The sequence below is a fragment of the Sulfuricurvum sp. genome (assembly GCF_031427015.1).
Classification (GTDB): Bacteria; Campylobacterota; Campylobacteria; order Campylobacterales; family Sulfurimonadaceae; genus Sulfuricurvum.
This window is the reverse complement of sequence record NZ_JASJOW010000001.1, coordinates 394,705-414,221: the sequence shown is the minus strand read 5'-3', so window position 1 is coordinate 414,221 and position 19,517 is coordinate 394,705. Positions and strand designations below refer to the sequence as shown.

At 43.1% G+C, this 19,517-nt stretch carries 21 protein-coding genes; 1 reads left to right on the top strand and 20 read right to left on the bottom strand.

Features of this window, described 5'->3' with window-relative positions; translation table 11 throughout:
- Positions 1-28: 28 nt before the first annotated feature.
- From RMO68_RS11150 to cbiM, 14 genes are all read right to left on the bottom strand, one after another.
- Entirely contained in the window at positions 29-448 is a 420-nt protein-coding gene (locus RMO68_RS11150; protein WP_409574819.1) for a methyl-accepting chemotaxis protein, read from the bottom strand.
- 700 nt (positions 449-1,148) lie between these two features.
- Complete coding sequence (locus tag RMO68_RS02200) at positions 1,149-1,538, bottom strand: PAS domain-containing protein (protein ID WP_310439073.1); 390 nt, start codon at positions 1,536-1,538, stop codon at positions 1,149-1,151.
- A 154-nt stretch (positions 1,539-1,692) separates the two neighbouring features.
- Complete coding sequence (locus RMO68_RS02195) at positions 1,693-3,123, bottom strand: FAD/NAD(P)-binding oxidoreductase (RefSeq protein ID WP_310439072.1); 1,431 nt, start codon at positions 3,121-3,123, stop codon at positions 1,693-1,695.
- A gap of 103 nt (positions 3,124-3,226) precedes the next feature.
- Positions 3,227-3,952, bottom strand: coding sequence for a DUF695 domain-containing protein (locus RMO68_RS02190; protein ID WP_409574816.1), 726 nt, complete (start codon positions 3,950-3,952; stop codon positions 3,227-3,229).
- Between the two features lie 27 nt (positions 3,953-3,979).
- Positions 3,980-4,321: a hydrogenase maturation nickel metallochaperone HypA gene (hypA, locus tag RMO68_RS02185; protein ID WP_310439070.1), complete on the bottom strand. Its 342-nt coding sequence runs from the start codon at positions 4,319-4,321 to the stop codon at positions 3,980-3,982.
- Positions 4,314-6,002, bottom strand: a complete 1,689-nt coding sequence (locus tag RMO68_RS02180) for a hydrogenase maturation protein (protein WP_310439069.1) — start codon at positions 6,000-6,002, stop codon at positions 4,314-4,316. The genes hypA and RMO68_RS02180 overlap by 8 nt, the downstream gene beginning before the upstream one ends.
- Before the next feature lie 12 nt (positions 6,003-6,014).
- The gene (gene hypE, locus RMO68_RS02175; protein ID WP_310439068.1) at positions 6,015-7,013 is read right to left on the bottom strand and encodes a hydrogenase expression/formation protein HypE; all 999 of its coding nucleotides are present in this window, start codon (positions 7,011-7,013) and stop codon (positions 6,015-6,017) included.
- The gene (gene hypD, locus RMO68_RS02170) at positions 7,010-8,155 is read right to left on the bottom strand and encodes a hydrogenase formation protein HypD (RefSeq protein ID WP_310439067.1); all 1,146 of its coding nucleotides are present in this window, start codon (positions 8,153-8,155) and stop codon (positions 7,010-7,012) included. Before hypD ends, hypE begins: the two co-directional genes overlap by 4 nt.
- A complete protein-coding gene (locus tag RMO68_RS02165) occupies positions 8,152-8,445 on the bottom strand; it encodes a HypC/HybG/HupF family hydrogenase formation chaperone (RefSeq protein ID WP_310439066.1) in 294 nt (97 codons plus the stop codon). Before RMO68_RS02165 ends, hypD begins: the two co-directional genes overlap by 4 nt.
- A 2-nt stretch (positions 8,446-8,447) precedes the next feature.
- The gene (hypB, locus tag RMO68_RS02160) at positions 8,448-9,326 is read right to left on the bottom strand and encodes a hydrogenase nickel incorporation protein HypB (protein ID WP_310439065.1); all 879 of its coding nucleotides are present in this window, start codon (positions 9,324-9,326) and stop codon (positions 8,448-8,450) included.
- Positions 9,327-9,348: 22 nt separating this feature from the next.
- A complete protein-coding gene (locus RMO68_RS02155; protein ID WP_409574818.1) occupies positions 9,349-10,041 on the bottom strand; it encodes an energy-coupling factor ABC transporter ATP-binding protein in 693 nt (230 codons plus the stop codon).
- Between the two features lie 10 nt (positions 10,042-10,051).
- Complete coding sequence (locus RMO68_RS02150) at positions 10,052-10,600, bottom strand: hypothetical protein (RefSeq protein ID WP_310439063.1); 549 nt, start codon at positions 10,598-10,600, stop codon at positions 10,052-10,054.
- A complete protein-coding gene (locus RMO68_RS02145; RefSeq protein WP_310439062.1) occupies positions 10,590-10,892 on the bottom strand; it encodes a PDGLE domain-containing protein in 303 nt (100 codons plus the stop codon). The genes RMO68_RS02150 and RMO68_RS02145 overlap by 11 nt, the downstream gene beginning before the upstream one ends.
- Positions 10,889-11,557, bottom strand: a complete 669-nt coding sequence (cbiM, locus tag RMO68_RS02140; protein ID WP_310439061.1) for a cobalt transporter CbiM — start codon at positions 11,555-11,557, stop codon at positions 10,889-10,891. Before cbiM ends, RMO68_RS02145 begins: the two co-directional genes overlap by 4 nt.
- Before the next feature lie 92 nt (positions 11,558-11,649).
- Here cbiM and RMO68_RS02135 point away from each other — a divergent pair, with 92 nt between their 5' ends.
- The gene (locus RMO68_RS02135; protein WP_310439060.1) at positions 11,650-12,351 is read left to right on the top strand and encodes a transposase; all 702 of its coding nucleotides are present in this window, start codon (positions 11,650-11,652) and stop codon (positions 12,349-12,351) included.
- On the opposite strand, the gene RMO68_RS02130 is transcribed toward RMO68_RS02135, so the two are convergent.
- The 6 genes from RMO68_RS02130 to RMO68_RS02105 form a co-directional block, all read right to left on the bottom strand.
- Positions 12,332-12,862 carry a HyaD/HybD family hydrogenase maturation endopeptidase gene (locus tag RMO68_RS02130; RefSeq protein WP_310439059.1) on the bottom strand — a complete coding sequence of 177 codons (531 nt, stop codon included), beginning with the start codon at positions 12,860-12,862 and terminating at the stop codon, positions 12,332-12,334. The two genes, RMO68_RS02135 and RMO68_RS02130, sit on opposite strands and share 20 nt — an antisense overlap.
- Positions 12,862-13,419: a hydrogenase maturation protease gene (locus tag RMO68_RS02125; protein ID WP_310439058.1), complete on the bottom strand. Its 558-nt coding sequence runs from the start codon at positions 13,417-13,419 to the stop codon at positions 12,862-12,864. Before RMO68_RS02125 ends, RMO68_RS02130 begins: the two co-directional genes overlap by 1 nt.
- A gap of 166 nt (positions 13,420-13,585) precedes the next feature.
- Complete coding sequence (locus RMO68_RS02120) at positions 13,586-14,410, bottom strand: DUF3800 domain-containing protein (RefSeq protein WP_310439057.1); 825 nt, start codon at positions 14,408-14,410, stop codon at positions 13,586-13,588.
- Between the two features lie 45 nt (positions 14,411-14,455).
- Entirely contained in the window at positions 14,456-15,235 is a 780-nt protein-coding gene (locus RMO68_RS02115; protein WP_310439056.1) for a DUF4238 domain-containing protein, read from the bottom strand.
- Positions 15,236-15,290: 55 nt separating this feature from the next.
- Positions 15,291-17,552 carry a carbamoyltransferase HypF gene (gene hypF / locus RMO68_RS02110; RefSeq protein ID WP_310439055.1) on the bottom strand — a complete coding sequence of 754 codons (2,262 nt, stop codon included), beginning with the start codon at positions 17,550-17,552 and terminating at the stop codon, positions 15,291-15,293.
- Positions 17,530-19,452 (bottom strand): hypothetical protein, encoded by a 1,923-nt coding sequence (locus tag RMO68_RS02105; RefSeq protein ID WP_310439054.1) that lies wholly within the window; start codon positions 19,450-19,452, stop codon positions 17,530-17,532. Before RMO68_RS02105 ends, hypF begins: the two co-directional genes overlap by 23 nt.
- Positions 19,453-19,517 lie beyond the last annotated feature (65 nt).

Genomic DNA, 19,517 nt, shown 5'->3' with positions numbered 1-19,517 from the left:
ATTCCCCTATACATTAGGCACTGCTCTATTAACTCATAGCATCCATTGAGACAAGGAGTTCATCCATTTTTTGATCTACAGTTCCGACGTATTGGGTTAGATCCATCATTTCATCCATATTCTGATGTAACGATTCGCTGTTATCATTGATCGCTTGGATCAAAACATTGATAGTCGCGGAAATTTCAGCAAGACTTTTTTGGGTACGTTCGGCAAGTTTACGGACTTCATCCGCTACAACCGCAAAACCGCGACCGTGTTCTCCGGCGCGTGCCGCTTCAATAGCGGCATTCAATGCTAAAAGATTGGTTTGATCGGCAATGTCCCCGATAGTGACCAAAATAGCTTTGGTCTCTTGGGCGTTTCCGACAAGCGCTTGAAGATTTCCGGAGAGCTCATGCTCTTTTCCCGCCACACTTTGAATCCGCTCTACGGTAGAGTTAATCATGCCGTTGAGTTCTACGAATTTTGTGGATCGTAACTCTTCAATGGTTGATTTGAGATGCTTGGTATTGTTATCCAATATCTCTTTTGCCTCATTATTTTGTTGTTCCATCGATTCTAATGCTATGCCAAGATTATTGATTTCTTCAAGCATTTGTCCCATTTTGCCCTCGACTTTAATCTCGGCACGGGTAGAAAACTTCCCTTCCCCCAGTGCTTCAAGGACTTTAATGGCATTGTCAATATTCTGTTCGGTCGCATCGAGCATAGTATTCATCGTTTTACGAAGCAAATGGACGTGTGGAGTCTTGGTATCACTTGCAACGCGGCACATATAGTGCCCTTGTCGCACTTTATCCGCCAAAAGAACCATTTCTCCCGCTACCAAGGTATCGGCAAGAAGCATCTCCTCATGCGCTTTTGCCAAAATATTGACTTTATCGCCGGTACTCCCGGATTCAGCTTCCAACTTCGGAAGACGGTTACGTTTAAACTGCATAAGAAGCAGAAAATCATCTAAATGTTTTTGGATACTATCATCTGTCGTATTTGAGCTTACGATCAGCCACATAGAAATGAAAACACTGATGATGATTATACCGATTAAAGCACCGATGCTTTGTGTGATCACTCCGATTAAGGTTCCAACCACTCCTACTACGACTAGAATTGCTATTTTTACTGAATTGTTCATCTTCCCGCCCTTAACTCATAGTCTTATAAAGACGTTCTGCTTCAGCAATTTCATCTGAAGAGGGTTTTCGACGACAAGATAAATAACCGCAGTCTCCCTTACTGTCACATCCTACATTAGGATACACCGTAGCATAGACCCAATAATAACCGCCGCTTTTGGTAGCATTTTTGACGTATCCCGTCCAAATTTTACCGCTTTGAACCGTGTCCCATAAATCTTTAAAGGCGGCACGAGGCATATCCGGATGACGGACAATACTGTGCGGCTTACCGATCAACTCCTCTAGTGTATATCCCGCGATTTTACAAAAATCTTCATTGGCAAAAAGAATCTTCCCTTTGCCATCCGTTTGCGATACCAAGAAATCGGTATCCTTTAACACGTATTCACTGCTCATGTATTAACACCTTCCTCTCGATAATTTTTATTATCTATGTAGATGTTAATGCATACCGCATACCAAAGTGTAAAATTGACGTAAAAAATTATGTATTTTTCATCAATTTTATTTTAAGTGAGTATTAATGTAACATTTTTGTAACATTTACTCTTTACATTAATCCATTGAGCATCAAATAACGGTACATCGGCTGAAGCATGTACAAATCGAATGCCCACCAAATCCATCTCGGCTGTGCCGGATCAAGCGGGAATGACGGTGCAAGCCCCTCATAATTGAACTCTGCCATAATAATTTCTCCGTACGACGTTTTGAGCGGACAAACCGTATAACCGTCAAATTTAAGTGAAGGTTCTTTTTTCTCCATAACCGAGATTAGGTTTCCGACAACAATCGGCCCTTGATGACGTGCGCTTCCCCCCGTTTTACCGATCGGAATTCCGCACACGTCTCCAATTCCGAATACATTTTTGTAGCGACGGTGCTGCAGGGTCTCACGATCCACTTCAAGCCACCCTTTTGCCGTCCCTTTTTGCCATCCAAGCTGTGAATTAGCAACCGCATCGACGGCATACGTCGGAGGAGAAATATGGATAAAATCGTATTCAAGTTTTACCTCATCTTCTTTATCGATCATATCGTACTCTTCAAAATCTTTGTCGTATTCACCTTGTACTTGATATTTATGTAAAAAAGTAGCTACTTTTTTCTCGGCATCAATTGCGATCAATTCATGTCCGAACTTATTGGTGATATTGCCGTACTCTTTTTGTACTTTTGTAAGTGCCGCATCGATTTCAGGGAGACTAAAAAGTTTTTCTGAGGCTGTTGCAAAGATGAAATCTGCCGTTAATTTCTCACGTCGGAGGAAATCATCACTTAAACAGAGAATTTTTTGCGGTGCTCCGCCGCATTTGAGAGGAGTGGAAGGTTGGGTACAAATAACCCGCGGTTTAGAGGTTTTCGCCGCTTCTTTAAGGGCATTAAACCAATCACGGGTGATGGTACCCCCCTCAGCCGTACCTGCGGCGAGATCACTCTGATAGACGCTTGCAATACCGTTTTTACCGAGCATATCCGCCGTGAGTCCTTCGATTTGCTCATAATGGTATTGCACACCGGTCGCAACTATAAGATAATCATACTCGACTACCGTTCCCGCTTTCGTCGTTACTTTATTATTATCCGGATCAAACGTTGTCACTTCATCTTTGATCCACGTCACATCTTCACCGATATAGCCGGTATTATCGAAAATAATATCTTCCGGTTCATACTCTCCCGCAGCTACAAAAATTTGACCCGGCTGATACACATGTTTTTCATTAGGTGCGATAATTGTGATATCAGGCTTTGATAGAGCTCTTCGCAAACGTGAAAGAACCATAAGAGCACCCGACCCCCCTCCAACGATAACAATTTTTCCTACGGCATCCGAAGAGGATGCTTGTAGAGGAGTAGGAGCGGCAGTTCCTGCAAGTACCGATGCGGCTATCGGTGACAATGCCATCATTTTAAGAGCACTACGACGAGACAACCCTTTATTCTCTTCGATTTTTTTCACGATTTCCTCTGGACTCATGTATTCACTCCTTTTGATAATTATGTGAGACGTTAATATCCTTATTATCACCGTGAATAGATTAAAGTTTCTTAAAAGTGAATGATCTTTCAGTGTAAAATTACTAAATTTTTACAATACTCGTTTCCCAGCCGTCATAGGCTCCCCCGAATTGGATGGAGAGATGGATCAAATGGAGTGTTAACGTATCAATATCGTAGTAAAAAGGTTTGTCTTGACGATAGAAACTGAGCCCAACCATAGGGGTGTTTTCATTGGTATCCATAAGATCTTTGACTTTAAATCCTTCGGTCTCGATCGCGCCGATGAACTCAGAGCGTTTTTCCGTTGTTTCAAAATAGGCTTTATGCTCAATCGCACGAGCAAGATGAAGCGAATCTCCCTGAGTTTTTAAATGATCGCACACTTTATGATTTTGGATGATTTGCCATTCAATAGGGGTTGGAAACAATAGTTTGTGATATACCTCCCATTCGCTGTCAGGTTTTGAGCCGTATTCGTAACTATAATCGGGAAACTCTTTCATTGCCGCTTTGACTGCATCCGGCCATTCAAAATCGTGTTTAAGATAGTAAATAAAAGTTATATCTCCATTAGAGACGATTTTACCGACATAATTCCCGACACGATAACGTAATGACTCCATCTCGATTTTGTCTTCGATAAAAGAGAGCTGCGCCTCTTCATCTTCGCTAATCAACCCTTTATCGTTAGGAGATTTCATTTTCAACTTGATAAAACCCACAATAAATTTATCTTCACTCGGCAACTCCACCGAAATTCCGACGTTTACCAAAACCGAGGCAATAGCGCCGTCGATGGTTTTCATATATAATTCCCAATACTCTTGCATACCCTACTCCATCTCTAATGACATTAAAAACATATCTTCACCGTCTATCACTTTGACATCCAAACTTTCGCACGCGGGACATTTGTAGTAAATCTCCTCCAACGTCGTTTGTACACCGCACCCTTTACACTCGATCACGAGCGGCTGAACGTTCATCACAAAATCTGCTCCGTCACACACCGTTTTTTCTTTGAACGTATTAAACGCGATTTCAAGCAGATGCGGCTCAACACCCGACATTTTCCCGATCTTTACGACGATTTTCGAGACCGATTCGGCTTCGTTCTCACGGGCTATATCCTCGCACTGGGTTAACAGTGCTTGTACTATAGAGTACTCATGCATAAAAATCTCCTTTTAAATAGTTAGGGGTCTGAATAGGACACAGTTTGTACACGAAGTCTTTACGCAGACGGTTAAAATCGCTGGCAGTATCGTAAAAACTCGGGTACATCTGTTCAAGTTCTGCCTCACGATGACGCTGAATCTCCTCTACAAAAGTGGTATGATTGATTTTTTGACGCTTGGCATCCAAAAACTCATCATAGCGCTTTTCATCCTCACACAAAGAGAAACAATAACGATGTAACTCTTCTAAATAAGTCTCATCATCTTCCGATAAAACCGTATCGACCAAACCGATCTTTTTGGCATACACGGCACTGATCGGCAGACAGCCATTTGTCAGTTCTTTTCCTTTTTCCTCTCCGACACGGCGTGGCAGGGTATAAGTCCAATACTCGCTCCCATGTAATCCGAGTGTTTGGTAGTGGGGATTGAGGACAACCCCTTCTCGTGCAACGACAGCGTCGGCTGCAAGAGCCAAAAATACCCCTCCCGCTCCCGCATTGCGTCGCAATGCACTCACCGTGAGCACCTCATCGCACAGTAAAATCGATTTGAGCACTTCGTTCATCGAATGGATATTCGACCATCCGTCTTCATCCGATTTTTTGGAGTCTTCCATGATGTTCAAATGGATGCCGTTGGAAAAAAATTCTTCTCCCCCCATCAAGACCAATACTTTGATCCCCGATTGTTTGAGATGATCGAATGCATATTTTAATCGGACACACTGATGGGCACCCATTGCACCGTTATGAAAATCAAATCCGAGATACCCTATCTCATCACGCTCAACATAGGTGATCTCTTTGAACGTCTCTAAAGAGGGATCTACAAACAGCGGTAGCCGATCTTCCATCACCCCTTTAAGACGATCTTTGAGAACATAGGTTGCGGGGAGTTTGATACTGGGGGGATGACGTTCTTTTAGATGGGTAATCCAAATCGCTCCGTCTTTCGTCCCCAGACAAATCGCCCCCTCACGCTTGGCCAGAATCTCTTTGATTCCACCGCGTAGTTTCCCCTCACGATGAGCACCGTAGAGGGTACATTCCAGCCCTAAGATTGTATCGAGTACCCCCGGATGGCTGTCGGCAGATCGGACTTTAGTCAGAATACTCTCGGTGGAGTCGTTTTCCCAATCGATCCGGCGATCACTCTGAGTCATCGCTCTGTGCGCCGAACCGCTCAAGCTCTCTGTATGTTGATCTATAGGAATGAACGTCGGATCATTCACTACCCTCAACAATTCATCCACCAATCGTATTGCCAGGGTCGTTGTTTCATTGCGATAAATGGACGCTTTACTCCCCTGCACCATAGTAAATGTCCCGTGTGCGTAGATATCCCCCGCATCGTACTCGCCGTTAGCACGCAGTATACTCACTCCCCACTCAGAAGATTGATTCAAAATGGCCCAATCGAGTGCATGGGCTCCACGATCTCCTGCAATCCCCGGATGGACGATAAACGTCGGTATCGTACTCCAGATACGCTCAGGGATTCTCTTCTTTAAAAACGGGGCGATGATAATATCGGGTGCATAGGCTTCCACTTCCGCGCTGAGCTGTGTATCAGTAATCGCAAAAGCGACTCCGACATTCTCTCCACACTCTCTAAGATGACAAAATACCCGCTGGGAGAGGGAATTAAAAGCGCTGAGTACCAATAAAATACGCACAATTCGCCTCAGTTAACATATTCGAGGCAATAACTCACCCGTCGGTAAATCCATAAACCGTTTCGATCCCCACGGGCTGAGCAGGAGAACCCGTCCGTCATGCTGATGGGTTACCGAGGCGATGATACTCGCCTTTGAACCCTCTTCGAATGTTTTTAACACCTCCACCGCACGCTCGGCATCGGAGTGTTTGATCGCGAGAACGAACGTCCCCTCATTCGCCAGATTGTACGCCTCGAATCCCAAAATTTCGCAAATCCCCCGTACCTCATCGCTCACAGGAATAGCATCTTCGTTTACTTCGATACACATTTTGGACTGCTTCGCCCATTCGTTTAGCACCGCCGCTACACCGCCGCGCGTCGCATCCCGCATCGCGGTGATCGCAATCCCCTCAGAGAGGAGTTTTTCGACTAACGGCCACAACGACGTACAATCGCTTTGGAGGTTACTGCTAAACTCCATCCCCTCTCGGTTGGCGAAAATGGTTGCACCGTGTTTGCCGATCTCGTTGGAGACGATGATTACATCCTCTTCACTCACGCTGTTTGAAGATATCCCGCTCTTTTGAACGACGCCTACACCCGTCGTATTGATAAAAATTTTATCGACACTTCCGCGCGGAACCACTTTGGTATCACCGCAAACGATCATTGCTCCGTTAATCTCAAGCTCTTTTTTCATTGAGCGAACAATCTTCTCCAACTCTTCGACCGAAAATCCCTCTTCGACGATGACCGCACACGTCATATACGTAGGCTTTGCCCCCATCATCGCAAGATCGTTACACGTACCGCAGATACTAAGTTTCCCGATATCCCCGCCGTCAAAAAAGATCGGACTGACGGTAAAACTGTCGGTCGTAAAGGCTAAACGCCCGCCGTCGATGATCGCCGCATCTTCGCTTTTTTCCAAAATCTCGTTTTTAAAATGTTTGTAAAATATTTTTGAGATCAGTTCGCCATTTTCTTCCCCGCCGTTGCCTTGGGCGAGTACAATATTTTTTGTCATAATAGATTCCCGTATTTATAATAAGCGGCGCACGCCCCCTCTGAACTCACCATACAGCTCCCCAACGGAGAGCTCGGCTTACATGCCGTTCCAAACACACTGCACTGTTGCGGTTTAGCGAATCCGCGCAAAATGTCACCGCAGATACAGAGTTTGTGATCGTCGATCTCATCGTAGGGAAGCACCTCTTTGTAAAGCACTTCCGCATCGTACGGCGCAAATGCATCACGCAATTTCAAACCGCTGTTGGGGACATTTCCCATCCCCCGCCATTTGAACAGATCCACTTTTTCAAAATATTTCTCGATCAATGCTTGCGCCTTGAGGTTCCCCTCATGGGTGACAAGCCGTTTGTACTGGATTTCTAAATCACTGCGTCCCTCGTTAAACTGCTTGATCATCATATAAATCGCTTCCATCACATCGACCGGCTCAAATCCCGCAACAACGACGGGAATACGGTAATGTTCGGGGAAAACCGCATAAATCTTCGATCCGCTGATAACACTGACATGTGAGGGTCCGATAAAGGCATCGATACGGTGATCGTAACTGTTAACGTGTTCATCGCGGCTATCGATCAGCTCTTTCATCACTTCGGGAACAGTGACATGGTTGATATGCAAAAAGATGTTTTTGATATCACGTTTGATGACAACATCGAGCAATGCGGCACTCATAGGGGTCGTCGTCTCAAAACCGATTGCGAAGAAAATGATCTTTTTCGTCGGGTTTTCCTCCGCTACTTTGAGCGCATCCATCGGCGAATAAACATACCGAACATCCGCACCCTTGGCACGGGCGTCTTGGAGAGAACCGTGACTTCCCGGAACTTTGATCATATCGCCGAGGGTGAGCAAAATCACATCCTCTTGCATCGCCAAAGTATACGCATGATCGATCCGCTCTTTGGGCATGATACACACCGGACATCCGGGCCCGTGGATAAAGTTGATATTCTCGGGCAGCAGCTGCGTCAAACCGTATTTCATAATCGTGTGGGTATGACCGCCGCATACTTCCATTATGTTAACGGTACGATCCAGTTTTTCTGCTTCCGAAGCAATCAGCTTCTGAAAGCTTTTAATTACCTCGGGATTGCGAAAGCCGTCGTAAAGATCTTTGAGTTCGAGAGAGCTCATGGCGCTTCTCCGCTCGGGCAGTTATCACTCTCTGCGATTGCAGCAAGCCTATCTTGTTCATCCATCGTATCGAGTATTTCCCGATACACTTTGAGCGATTCGAGGGCATCTTCCTCGTCGATTTTGTTCATGATAAACCCGATATGAAGGAGTACGTAATCGCCGATTTGGACACTTCCTTCTTCCATCAAATCAAGCCCTGCATTACGCTGAATACCCATGGTATCGACGGTAGCAATATTGTTTTCGGTGTCAATACTGACCACTTTTGAGGGGATAGATAAACACATAATCAGTTTCTCATCTTTCGTTTAAATTCAATCCAATCAATCACATTCATGATGGAGGCCTCGTCATTGATATTCACTTCCAAAATATCGACATTCGGTTTGATCTTTCGCGCTTCGGCTTTCTCCCGCTCGATGTCGTATTTAAAATACGGCAACAGATCGGTTTTGGTGATAAGGATCAAATCAGCGGCACGGAACATGACGGGATATTTAGCGATCTTGTCCTCCCCCTCAGGGATCGAGACGAGGACGATGTTGAGATGCGATCCCACATCGTAGCTCGCAGGGCAAACGAGATTCCCGACGTTTTCGATAAAGCAGACATCCAGCGGGGCCAACGGTAGATCATGCAACCCTTTATGAACCATAAAAGCATCCAGATGACACGCACTTCCCGTCTGAATCTGAACGGCAGGAATCCCCACCGCGGTGAGACGATCCGCATCTCGTGACGTCTCCAAATCCCCCTCGATAACACCAAATTTAAACGGGGCCAAGCTTCCCATCTTTTCAAGCAATGTTGTTTTTCCGCTCCCCGGTGAGCTCATCAGATTAATCGCCAACACACCGTGCTCGTTAAAATGCTCACGGTTATGATGTGCCTCTTGGTCATTTTTGTCCAAAATCTTTTTAATAACCGCAATCGTTTTACTATCGTTAAGCTGTGGGTTATGGTGCAATGTCTCATGCGCCGCTTGATGGTTATGAGAATGTTCATCTTCTCCGTGATGGTGATGATGATGCCCCCCTTCGTGAGGATGTTCTTGCGTATCATGCTCATGCTCATGAACGTGGGTATATTCTCGTCCGAACTCATCGACATGAGTATGTCCGTGCTGGTGGTTATTGGTCGTAATCGAGCATCCGCAATCTTTACACATTATTATTTCCTTTTTGTTTGTTTTAAATTATTAATCCCGCTCGGGTGAGGAGATCGATTTCATACGCGTTTTCACTGCTTCCATCGTATAGGATTTTACCTTTTTCGTCCAAAATAACAACACGTTCACCGAGTCTCGGTGCAATCGCCAAGTTGTGCGTTGCCGTAATCGTCGTGATAGGCAGTGCGGCGATAATATCGAGAAATTTGGCGGTACTGGCAGGATCGAGGGCGCTGGTCGGCTCATCGAGCAGTAACACTTTCGGCGATAATGCCATGACGCACGCCAAGGCTACTTTTTGCTTTTGTCCCCCACTGAGTTTAAAAGGTACACTTTGCAGATACGGTGTCAATCCGAACAGCTCGGCATAGTTACGTACCCGTGCATCGACATCATCGAATTCCAGTTGTCTAGCTCCAAATGCTATCTCATCATATACGGTGGGATTAAAGAGCATCGCATCAATATTTTGAAAGACCAATCCGACGTTACGACGGAAATATTCGTTTTTTTCTTTTTGTCTCAGAGCACTTTTAGTGAGAGAATTTCCTTCAAAAAATAACTCTCCGCTATCAGGAAAAACCAATCCGTCAAGCAGTTTCAAAAGTGTACTTTTCCCACTGCCGTTGACGCCTAAAAGCACTACTTTCTCACCGGCTTTGATAGTTAAGTTCAACTTTTCGAAAATGGTACTGTTTTCTCTTTGCAGAGTAATATTTTCTGCTTTAAACACTAAAACCTCTTGACTTCATCGCTTCAAAATTCTCTTTGCTTTCTCTAATGTTTTTATCTAAAAATCCGGCGATTGCAGAACCTAAATAATCATATATCTGATTCCGCGTCGGTTTTTTGAGTGTTCTTGATTTTAGGGCATCGGTATAATCTGCAAAAGCCCTTTGCATGGTCATAATTTTTGAGACACTCAAGATCAATAAAAAGCTTAAATCTTTCGAAAATGCAACCGCTTCATAAATATTCACTTTCCTGCTAAACAGCAGTGTCAAAAATACCATATCAAATGAGCGTAAATTAACCGTTAAAAAGTAGTGCCAAAACGACTCATCTCTCAAATAAAGGGTAAAGGAATAGCTCAACGTGATAAACAATGAAAATAGTGCCACCAAGATAAAGGATCTACGTGCAATCGAAAAGACCGACCTACCTGAGATCAGTGCCAACAAAGCAAGTACGATTAAGAGCGGCTCATAGCTCTTCATCGTCGATATAGCTACTAAGGTACCGATATAGAGGATAAAATAGATTTTAGCTGGCACGTTTACCCGTCTTTTTGATTCCTATCATAATCATAAATACCAAAGCGGCACCGATAGCGGCACTTATCCACGTCGAAGCTAACGCATTTAACCCGCTGATTTCATAATCGGGAATAAGTGCTTCAACCAGGGGCTTTGTATTTTCTATCGATTGAGGGACATATCCTATCATCGTATTGATCTCTTCTGCACTCCATTCACCCCATGCCGGCCCCTGCGCGATCAAACCAAGCGGTGTGAGTATAATAGCAATCAGGATAAAAGCTAACAAATATTTTTTGTTTTGACTCATACTAAAACCTCTTTATTTGGATTTTGATTGGTGATTTTCTCAATGAACTTCAGAACTAACATCGTCGCAAATCCCTCAACCACCCCAAAAAATAGAAGATGTGAACCGACAACCGCAGGTAACGTAACGCTTAAGTCAAAAGGGAAATAAATCGGATGACCGGCGGCATCAACACCCAAAAGCGGCTGAATCCCCAAAGCTAAGGCAACGACAACGGATGCGGCAACGATACCGCTCCACCCTGCTAAAAATAACACGATATTATTATTAACTCTGTTTTTGAGCAGTTTGTGGACATAAAAAGCTGTGAATGAAGCGACAAATCCCATCGCTAGCGAATTGACTGCAAAGACACTAAGCCCCCCGTCCCCGAAAACAAGCGCCTGAATAAAGAGAGTAAGAGATAAACAAAAAGCTGCCACCCAAGGGCCGAATAATATCGCCAAAATCGCGGCCCCGATAGCGTGTCCGCTTGTACCGCCGGGAATAGGAATATTAAACATCATGACAACAAATGAAAAAGCGGTAAGTGACGAAAGAAATGCAAAAGATTCATCATTAATCGCTTCTTTTGTTTTTTTGAAAGCCACCATCAATAACGGTATTGCTATAACCGTTGCCGGAAGATAGGTAGCGGGGGAGATAAAACCATCCGGAATGTGCATATGAACTCCTTTGTGAATTGTTGTTCAGTTTAGAAATAATTATAGTTTGTTTAACTATAATGAACTTTAAAATAAATGTTTCTTGGATAAAAATGGAACTAAATTTAGATAAACAATACTGTTTTTATTGTTCATCACCTCTCTATCAGCTCAAAGAGGGGAATGTCAAATGCAGCCAATGCAAAAAAAAGTACAGTCCGACACGTGTTAATCAAATCAAACGTGTTATAAAAGCGTTTTGTGATGATGATAATGCCCTTTTAACCTCCAAATCTCTGGGTCTTAGTTACGTTACGGTATTAAAGTACTACCAGAAATTTCGATACCTGAGTGCCGAGTATTGTGAAGAACACTACCACCTTCACCGTACACAGGAGTCTCAATACGAAGAGTACCTCTATATTGAAAAATCAAAAAGAAACGATAAGGCGGCTATTTTTGACTCCCATAATTTCTTGACTTTTCAATACGGCAATAATGTTTATACGCTTCTCATGCCTTCATTAGGTATGTTTAAACAACAATTTTTGGAAGATAATCTCGAAGATATTTATCATAAAGAGTTTTCCAAGTTCATGCGTACCAGCAAAATTATCAAAATATCCGAACATGATAATGCGATAACCCGTTTTTGGCACTATTTTGAAAATTTCATCACCATGTTTAAAGGGGTCAGCCGTGAACACTTCCCTTATTATCTAAAAGAAGCGGAATTTAAGTTCAATACTCCGCTTCATGAACGTTCAAAAATACTGGAACGGCTCTATTTCCACCCTAACGGCTCGGATATTTAAACGTCTCTATAATCTCTATCAAATCTGTGTGCGGTTCTTTTGGCGTCGCATCAATATGAATGGTTTTGAGGTAGTTTATAACCGTTTTTATATACGCTTCAAATCGCTCCATAAGCTCAACACTCAGTCCCATATGAAAGGTAATACTTTTGGGAACGATGCCGATAACGTTTGATTCGGGTAGCGGATGTCCCATCAGCTCGATCATATCCAAACATTGCATCACCCCTACTTCATGGGCTCCGCCACTATTAAGACCAAATCCACTGAGTTCATAGGAGGGGATATTGTAGATACTTCCCGCTTCGTCGTCGAGATTAATCGTATCGAGGATAATGATACGGTCGTGTTCCATAAAAAGGTTAAGCAGATTAATCCCTTCCACTCCGCCATTTATAATGTCGATTTCTGGGGTGAAGGTATAGTTAGTATTCAAATAGGCACACGCATAGATACCGACACCGTCATCCTCTTCGAGTACGTTCCCGACCCCCAATACAACAATCGACATTAGAACCCTTTACCGTACTCGATACTCGGATTAGCAAACTGCTCTATGATCTCATCTAAACTCATGATCTCACTTTTTTTCGTAGCCTGAATACCGTATTTTGAGAGTTCTTCCAAAATCACTTTGATATAGTTATCCCATTGCGTACGCAAAGCGGGAGTAATATCGACACATACACTGATTATGTCTTCGGGGACGATACTAATCATCGTCGTTGTCGCACAATGCGAAGCCATCGAACAGATTTGGAGCATCTCGGTGATTTCCACCTCATTCGCCGTTTTTTTGATCCCTTGATTGGCTATCAACTCATCACCGCTCATCACTTCGATAGTCCCTACTGCTTTGGTATCATCGGAGCTGGTATTGGCGATAATGACATATTCGTACTCCTGAAGCAGCGGCATCAAACGAAATCCGAGCGTTCCTCCATCCACGATGTCTAATGACGGCTCATACGTAAAATTTTCTTTGAGATACTTGCCTGCATAGAGCCCGGCTCCTTCATCTTTAAAAAATGCGTTTCCTGAACCGATTAGGGCTACTTTAGCGTCCATGATATTCCTTTGTAGTAATTATCTCATCATATCGTTTGCTCATTTCGTCTATCCTCATTTTCTTTAACTTTAAATTTTCAGTTGAATTATTTCAATAATTATGTATAATTCTTTCAAGTGGATCGGCTAAAGTCGGTCGGCGTACGGGATCCGTCCCGTAAGCTTATCATGGAAACAGCTTCAATCCCTTCCCCTGATAATTTGGAAATCCTAAAAACTTTGATTCGATTGTTAAAAATGGCTTCGATTTTTCGTTTTTGAACGCGAAATGTCCTATCGGATGAGCACATAAATCGGCAATCTCCAATCCTACAAACGTATCAAGGTTCTCTTTTGCTTTGTTCCACTTCGGATTAAAGTATAATCCCGCCGTGATCGTTCTTTGCAACACACGATGACTTACAAAGTTCGTTCCATCATTGAATAACTCTAAAAATAACTCCAATAATTTTGCATCCTCTTTCGTCCCACGTGATTCTAAAATTATAATCCCCGTCTTATTTTGGGTATTTAAAAATTTGGCAAACCGTTCGATGATAAACTCCAAAGCCAATTCATATGGTTCTTTAGGATGAATATAGCGTGATACAAGCGTTTGTTTATCGATACAAGCGGCAATAAGTTCAAATGACAACTCTTGCATCATAGAGGTCAATTCGTCCATAAACTGATTGTATTGTACATCGTCGAAATAATGTTTAGAAAACGCACCGCTACGCCGTCGAATCTCACGACTATGAAAACACACTTTTTTAGGATGTTTCCCTTTGTCTAAAAAGCATCCATTCTCCCAGTACGTATCTTTGAACGCATTGATCCGACGTTTGAAAGTAGTATATTGTTTGACTTCGACCATGACTCCATTGAGAGTGAATACGGGTTTGGTGTTATCGAAATTATTGAGGTTATGTTCACCGCTTTCATCCATAAAAAGAAAATAATCAACATCGGGAATTTTGTATATCTCTATGGGTTTATGTCGCCACGGCATTAGTTAGTTGTCCTCATTTGGTTGTTCATTTTGGTTCAGCCTGTCTCATTTTTTTAAATTTCTTCCAAAATAAAACCATTTTGAATTTTGAATTATTACGCTATTTAATTCTTCAATATCTTTATCATCTACAACTTGATAAACAACAGTAGAAACAATACAATAAAATGGAGAAATTGGAAAAATAATAGTTGGGGGATTTTCATTATGCCGTATTATTGGATTACTTGACATAACAAATTCTTTATAACTTGATTTTAATATACCCCATTTGATATTTTTATATGGAGAGCCAATAATTTTTAATTGACATTGATCTCCAATCAAACTCCTATTTGGTATTTCTACATTTTCAGTCACATATGCGAAGTGTTTACTCTCTAATATTTCTTGTTCGTTTTTTGTAAGAGTTTCTCCATCAATCCCACTTAATTGAACAAATAGCTTTGGGTTCTTTAAAAATTCTTCTATACACAATATTCTACATTCCCACAATGTATACATATCACAAATAATTTTATTTTGAGTATCATCAAAAGAGGTAACCTCATTTTGAATAACCTTATCAACTAGTCCTTGAAAGGCATCTTCAATTTTTTTCATATAACCATTTTCAGCCCGTTGATCCCAAAGCCTCGTTACCCAAAATATTTCATCATCAGGAGATGTGCATACTATTTGCTGTTTTTTTGTTTTTAAATGCTTTACCTGAACTTTTCCGTTATTGTCAGAAAATCTTTTAATACTTTCATTGGGAATAAAATGCTGTTTTTTTGTCAACTCATAAGGGTTGCCATGTTGAGTTTCTTCAAAGTCAATTTTCACATTTTTCCTTCACAATCTCTATCTCATTCACAAAATACAAAAATTATAGCGGAATTCATTTGGGGTATTTTTCAGTATTATGTATCGCATAATAAAGTTGTCCGAGCGCGATTGAGCCGTCATTGATCGGCGTTTGCTGCTGAGCATAAAACCGAGTACTTCCGAAACGTCGGTACAGCCGACTCATCAACGCGCGGTTTTGAAATACTCCGCCCCCGATAACAATCGGTAATTCAGGGTACAGCCTCGCGAAATAGTGAATGATCTCTTCTATCGTAGCAAGAAAACGGCTGGCAATAACCCTTTTAGTATCCGCATCCTCACCCATAGCAATAATCTCTCTAATCATCGGAGAAAGGTCAATCACCCCATTATGAACTTCAAATGCAAACACTCCCTCTACGGTGACATCCACAAACGATTCCATGATCATCCCCCCCTGCCCTTCATAATCAAGACTCTGGATAAACCCTCCCAACGAAGCGACCGCATCAAACAATCGTCCCATGGAACTGCTAAGCGGAGCATTCAGTTTTTTAACCCACATATGATGGAGGGTCCGTATTTCATGGGGTAAAAACGATTCTGTTGTCGGAGATTTCAGAGTGAGCACCTCATCGAGGCTAAAACATTCAAATAACAGCGATAATCCAATCCGTCGGGGTTCTTTAATCGCTTTATCCCCACCCAAAAGGGCAAACGGTTTTAGATGTCCGCTCCGCTCATATCCATGTGTATCGGCGATCAACACTTCACCGCCCCAAAGGCTCCCGTCTTCCCCGTATCCGGTTCCGTCAAATGCAAATCCGAGCACTTTCTCCTTAAGGCCGTATTCTGCCATACACGCCAAGATATGGGCATAATGGTGCTGAATGCCGTAATGTTCTCTTTTTTGAACGGATGCATAGCGTGTAGAACTGTAGTGCGGATGTAGATCGTGTATGAGCAAAGTCGGCTCGCACTCATAAAAGCGTTTGAAAGTTTGTACTGTTTTTTCAAAATAATTATCCGCTTCTACACTCCCCAAATCTCCGATATGGCCGCTAAGGATCATATTTTCTTTGATACCAAGGGCAATAGCACTTTTTTGATGCGCACCGACCGCCAAAATACTTTTTTCAAAACGGTGTGATCCATAGAGTGTATGCGGAGCGAATCCACGCCCCATCCGAAGAAGCGTCACACGTCCCTCTGCAACCTGAACTACCGAGTCATCAAGGGGGTTAATAATAGAGCGTTCATGCGATAAAATCCCCTCCACGACATGACCTAATCTACGGGAAATCTCTTCGGTACGGACGATAATCGGCTCATCGCTAATGTTGGCACTGGTAGCGACCAACGGAAAATCAACCGTTTCAAAAAGGAGCCGATGCAACGGTGTGTAAGGGAGAAAAACCCCTAGCCGATCAATTCCAGGGGCAATAAGCGAAGAGAGGTTTGTCCCCCCTTTGGCACGAACAATCACAATCGGCTTGATCACTCCGCTAATCAGGGCTCTCTCCGTCTCATTAATCTCGGCATACGCTTCGAGCTGCTCTAATGAGCGAAACATAACCGCCAAAGGTTTGGCTTTACGACGCTTACGCTCGCGTAATTGGGATACGGCACTCTTTGAAGTAGCATCACACATCAAATGAAATCCACCCAGCCCTTTCAGTGCAATGATTTCTCCCGATTTAAGCATTTGCACCGCCAGATCGACAGGATCTCCCGCTATTTCGTTTCCTTTATTATCGAGAAACTTTAATTGCGGACCGCATTGCGGGCATGAAATCGGTTCGGCATGATAACGGCGTGACATCGGATCATTGTATTCTGCTTCACATTGTTGACACATCGTGAAATGTTTCATAGAGGTACGGACACGATCATATGGGGGTATTTGTATAATCGTATAACGAGGCCCGCAGTCGGTGCAGTTGATAAACGGATAACGGTAGCGACGATTGAGAGGATCATCCATCTCCGCTTGACACGCATGACAGAGTGCCGTATCAAGAGGAATGGCGACACTCCCCTCACCCAAAGTACTGTCGCGGATTTCAAAATCGCTATAGCCGATGGCTTCACGCTGCAATATTTCAATCGAATCGATACGAGCGCGTTCGGGAAGATTGGCATGCAAACTCTCGATAAACAAATTACACTCTGATCCCTCAGCCTCGATGACGACTCCATCGGGAGTATTTACAACAAATCCGACAATCGCGTGAGAGAGGGCTTCACGATAGACAAAAGGGCGAAATCCGACCCCTTGAACTATCCCTTTTATCCGTATGGTAACGCTTTGGTTAGATGAAGACTCCGCCGACAACGCAATTTTCCTTCCCTATCGGATAACTCATATTTAAAAGCGGAGGGGTGTTTTTTAAGTTCCTCTGCAAGCGGCTAAAAAGTGATTGACTCGCAAAATACGAGCCGCACAATACAATCTCAGTTGCTTTTGTTTTGCTTTTAATCTCACTCAAAAGCTCACTGAAATAGTCTCCAAAAGATTCAAAGATAGAATAGCTAAGATAAACTGAATCGACACCCGCAAGGCGATAACTGATAATACTCGCTAAAAATGCGACATGGTTGAATCGGTTGTCTTCTACTTTGGTATCGATTTGAAGCCCCCCCTTGCCTATAAATTTAAGGGCCTCTTTCATCACCCCCTCAAAACTCTCTTCTTCTAGTCCTAAAATCATCGCCGTTGCTTCAAAAAGGTTCACGTTGCTTTGTTCAATTTTTAAAAGAAGCGCGTACAGCTGTGTATGGTTCTTTTCTACATTAACCATTAATCTATCCGATCCCTCACGCAATGTGGCCATAGCATCGATCAATCCCACTGAACTAAAGTGTTTCGGGGGGACAACCCGAATCACTTTTTTGCCGTCATAATACAAAAATGAGGGTTCCCCCTGAAAATAAGCACCTACTGCTTTCGTTCCGAATTTATTGTGTTCGGCGATAACCGACATAAACGAGGCTTCATCTTCAGAGATAGGATGAAAATTGCTCGATTCAACCGCAGGGGTTTCATTCTCAAGCTGATTTACCTTGAGGGCAGATGCCGAGGCAAACCGCTCCATTTGATCAAATAACACCCCTTTGTCATCTTTGATACCGACCAGAGCGTGCGCAATACTGAGCGTATCGGTACCGTAAGCAAGGCGTGAGGGGAAAGAGACGCGCTCACCCGAAGCGATAAATTTAATATCTTTATTGATAAAAAGATGCATATCGCTTTGCGCATGAATATTGAGGTCAAATTCCATCACAAAATCGGCTTCTACCGCTACGTCCAGCGCTTCGTACGTGATATAGTCAAGTCCCAAAAGAGTCAGCACTTTCGCAAGAAGAATAGAAAAACCCTCATCCGGATATTTCACATTGATGCTTGTCCCAAAGGTACTGCGCAATGCTTCATCTTTGAGTGCGACATGCAAAATCGGACGCTCAATACTCAGCAATGCGTTAAACTCATCATGAATCAAAGAGCAATAATCGGTAATTTTAACCGCATTGAGCAACATTAAGACTGCGTGAGGAGAGAGCGTTTCACTACGATAAAACAGACGGTATCCCATCGTCGTTTTCATAAGGAGCGTTTTACCGTCGCGCAATGCTTTGGCCGCAACTTCAAACATGGTTCGAAAACTCCCCGCGTCATTCGCATAGCGCTCTTTCTCCTTGTGTGTTAGTTTTACGGGAATACCGCACTCATGGCAAGAATTCAATACCTGTTTTTCACGACGGCCTAACTGTTTCGATTCATCTTCACATGTCGGACATGGTTTGAGATACGAAAAAACCGTATTGGCACGAATATAGGGATAATGCTCAAAAAAAGTATATTGCCCGCCGCAATGGGTACATTGGGTGAAGGGATAATAATAGCGCTTTGAAGAGGGATCAAATATCTCTTTTTGACAGCTCGGACACAATCCCAATGAGAGGGGGTATTCTTGGTTAAAATCGGGAATAGCCTCCGGTTCTCCCTCCATTTCGTAATGTTGAGAGCTACTCATAAAGCAAGATGCCGGCAAAGTAGATGCTATCGTTTCCAAACATTCTTGAAGCTTTTCATGATTGCTTTCAAACGCGCAAATGATTTTATTTTTTTGCTGGTGGACAACCGCTTTTATCCCAAAAGATCGGATAATAGAAATCAAATAATTTTTAATCGTCGGTTGTGAATGTGAGGTCATTACCTCTAACGTAAATGCCATAGCCGTCCTTTGCTCTCTTTACTCACCCTCTTCAAAAGAGAGTGAACAAAAAGAGTCACGGACAA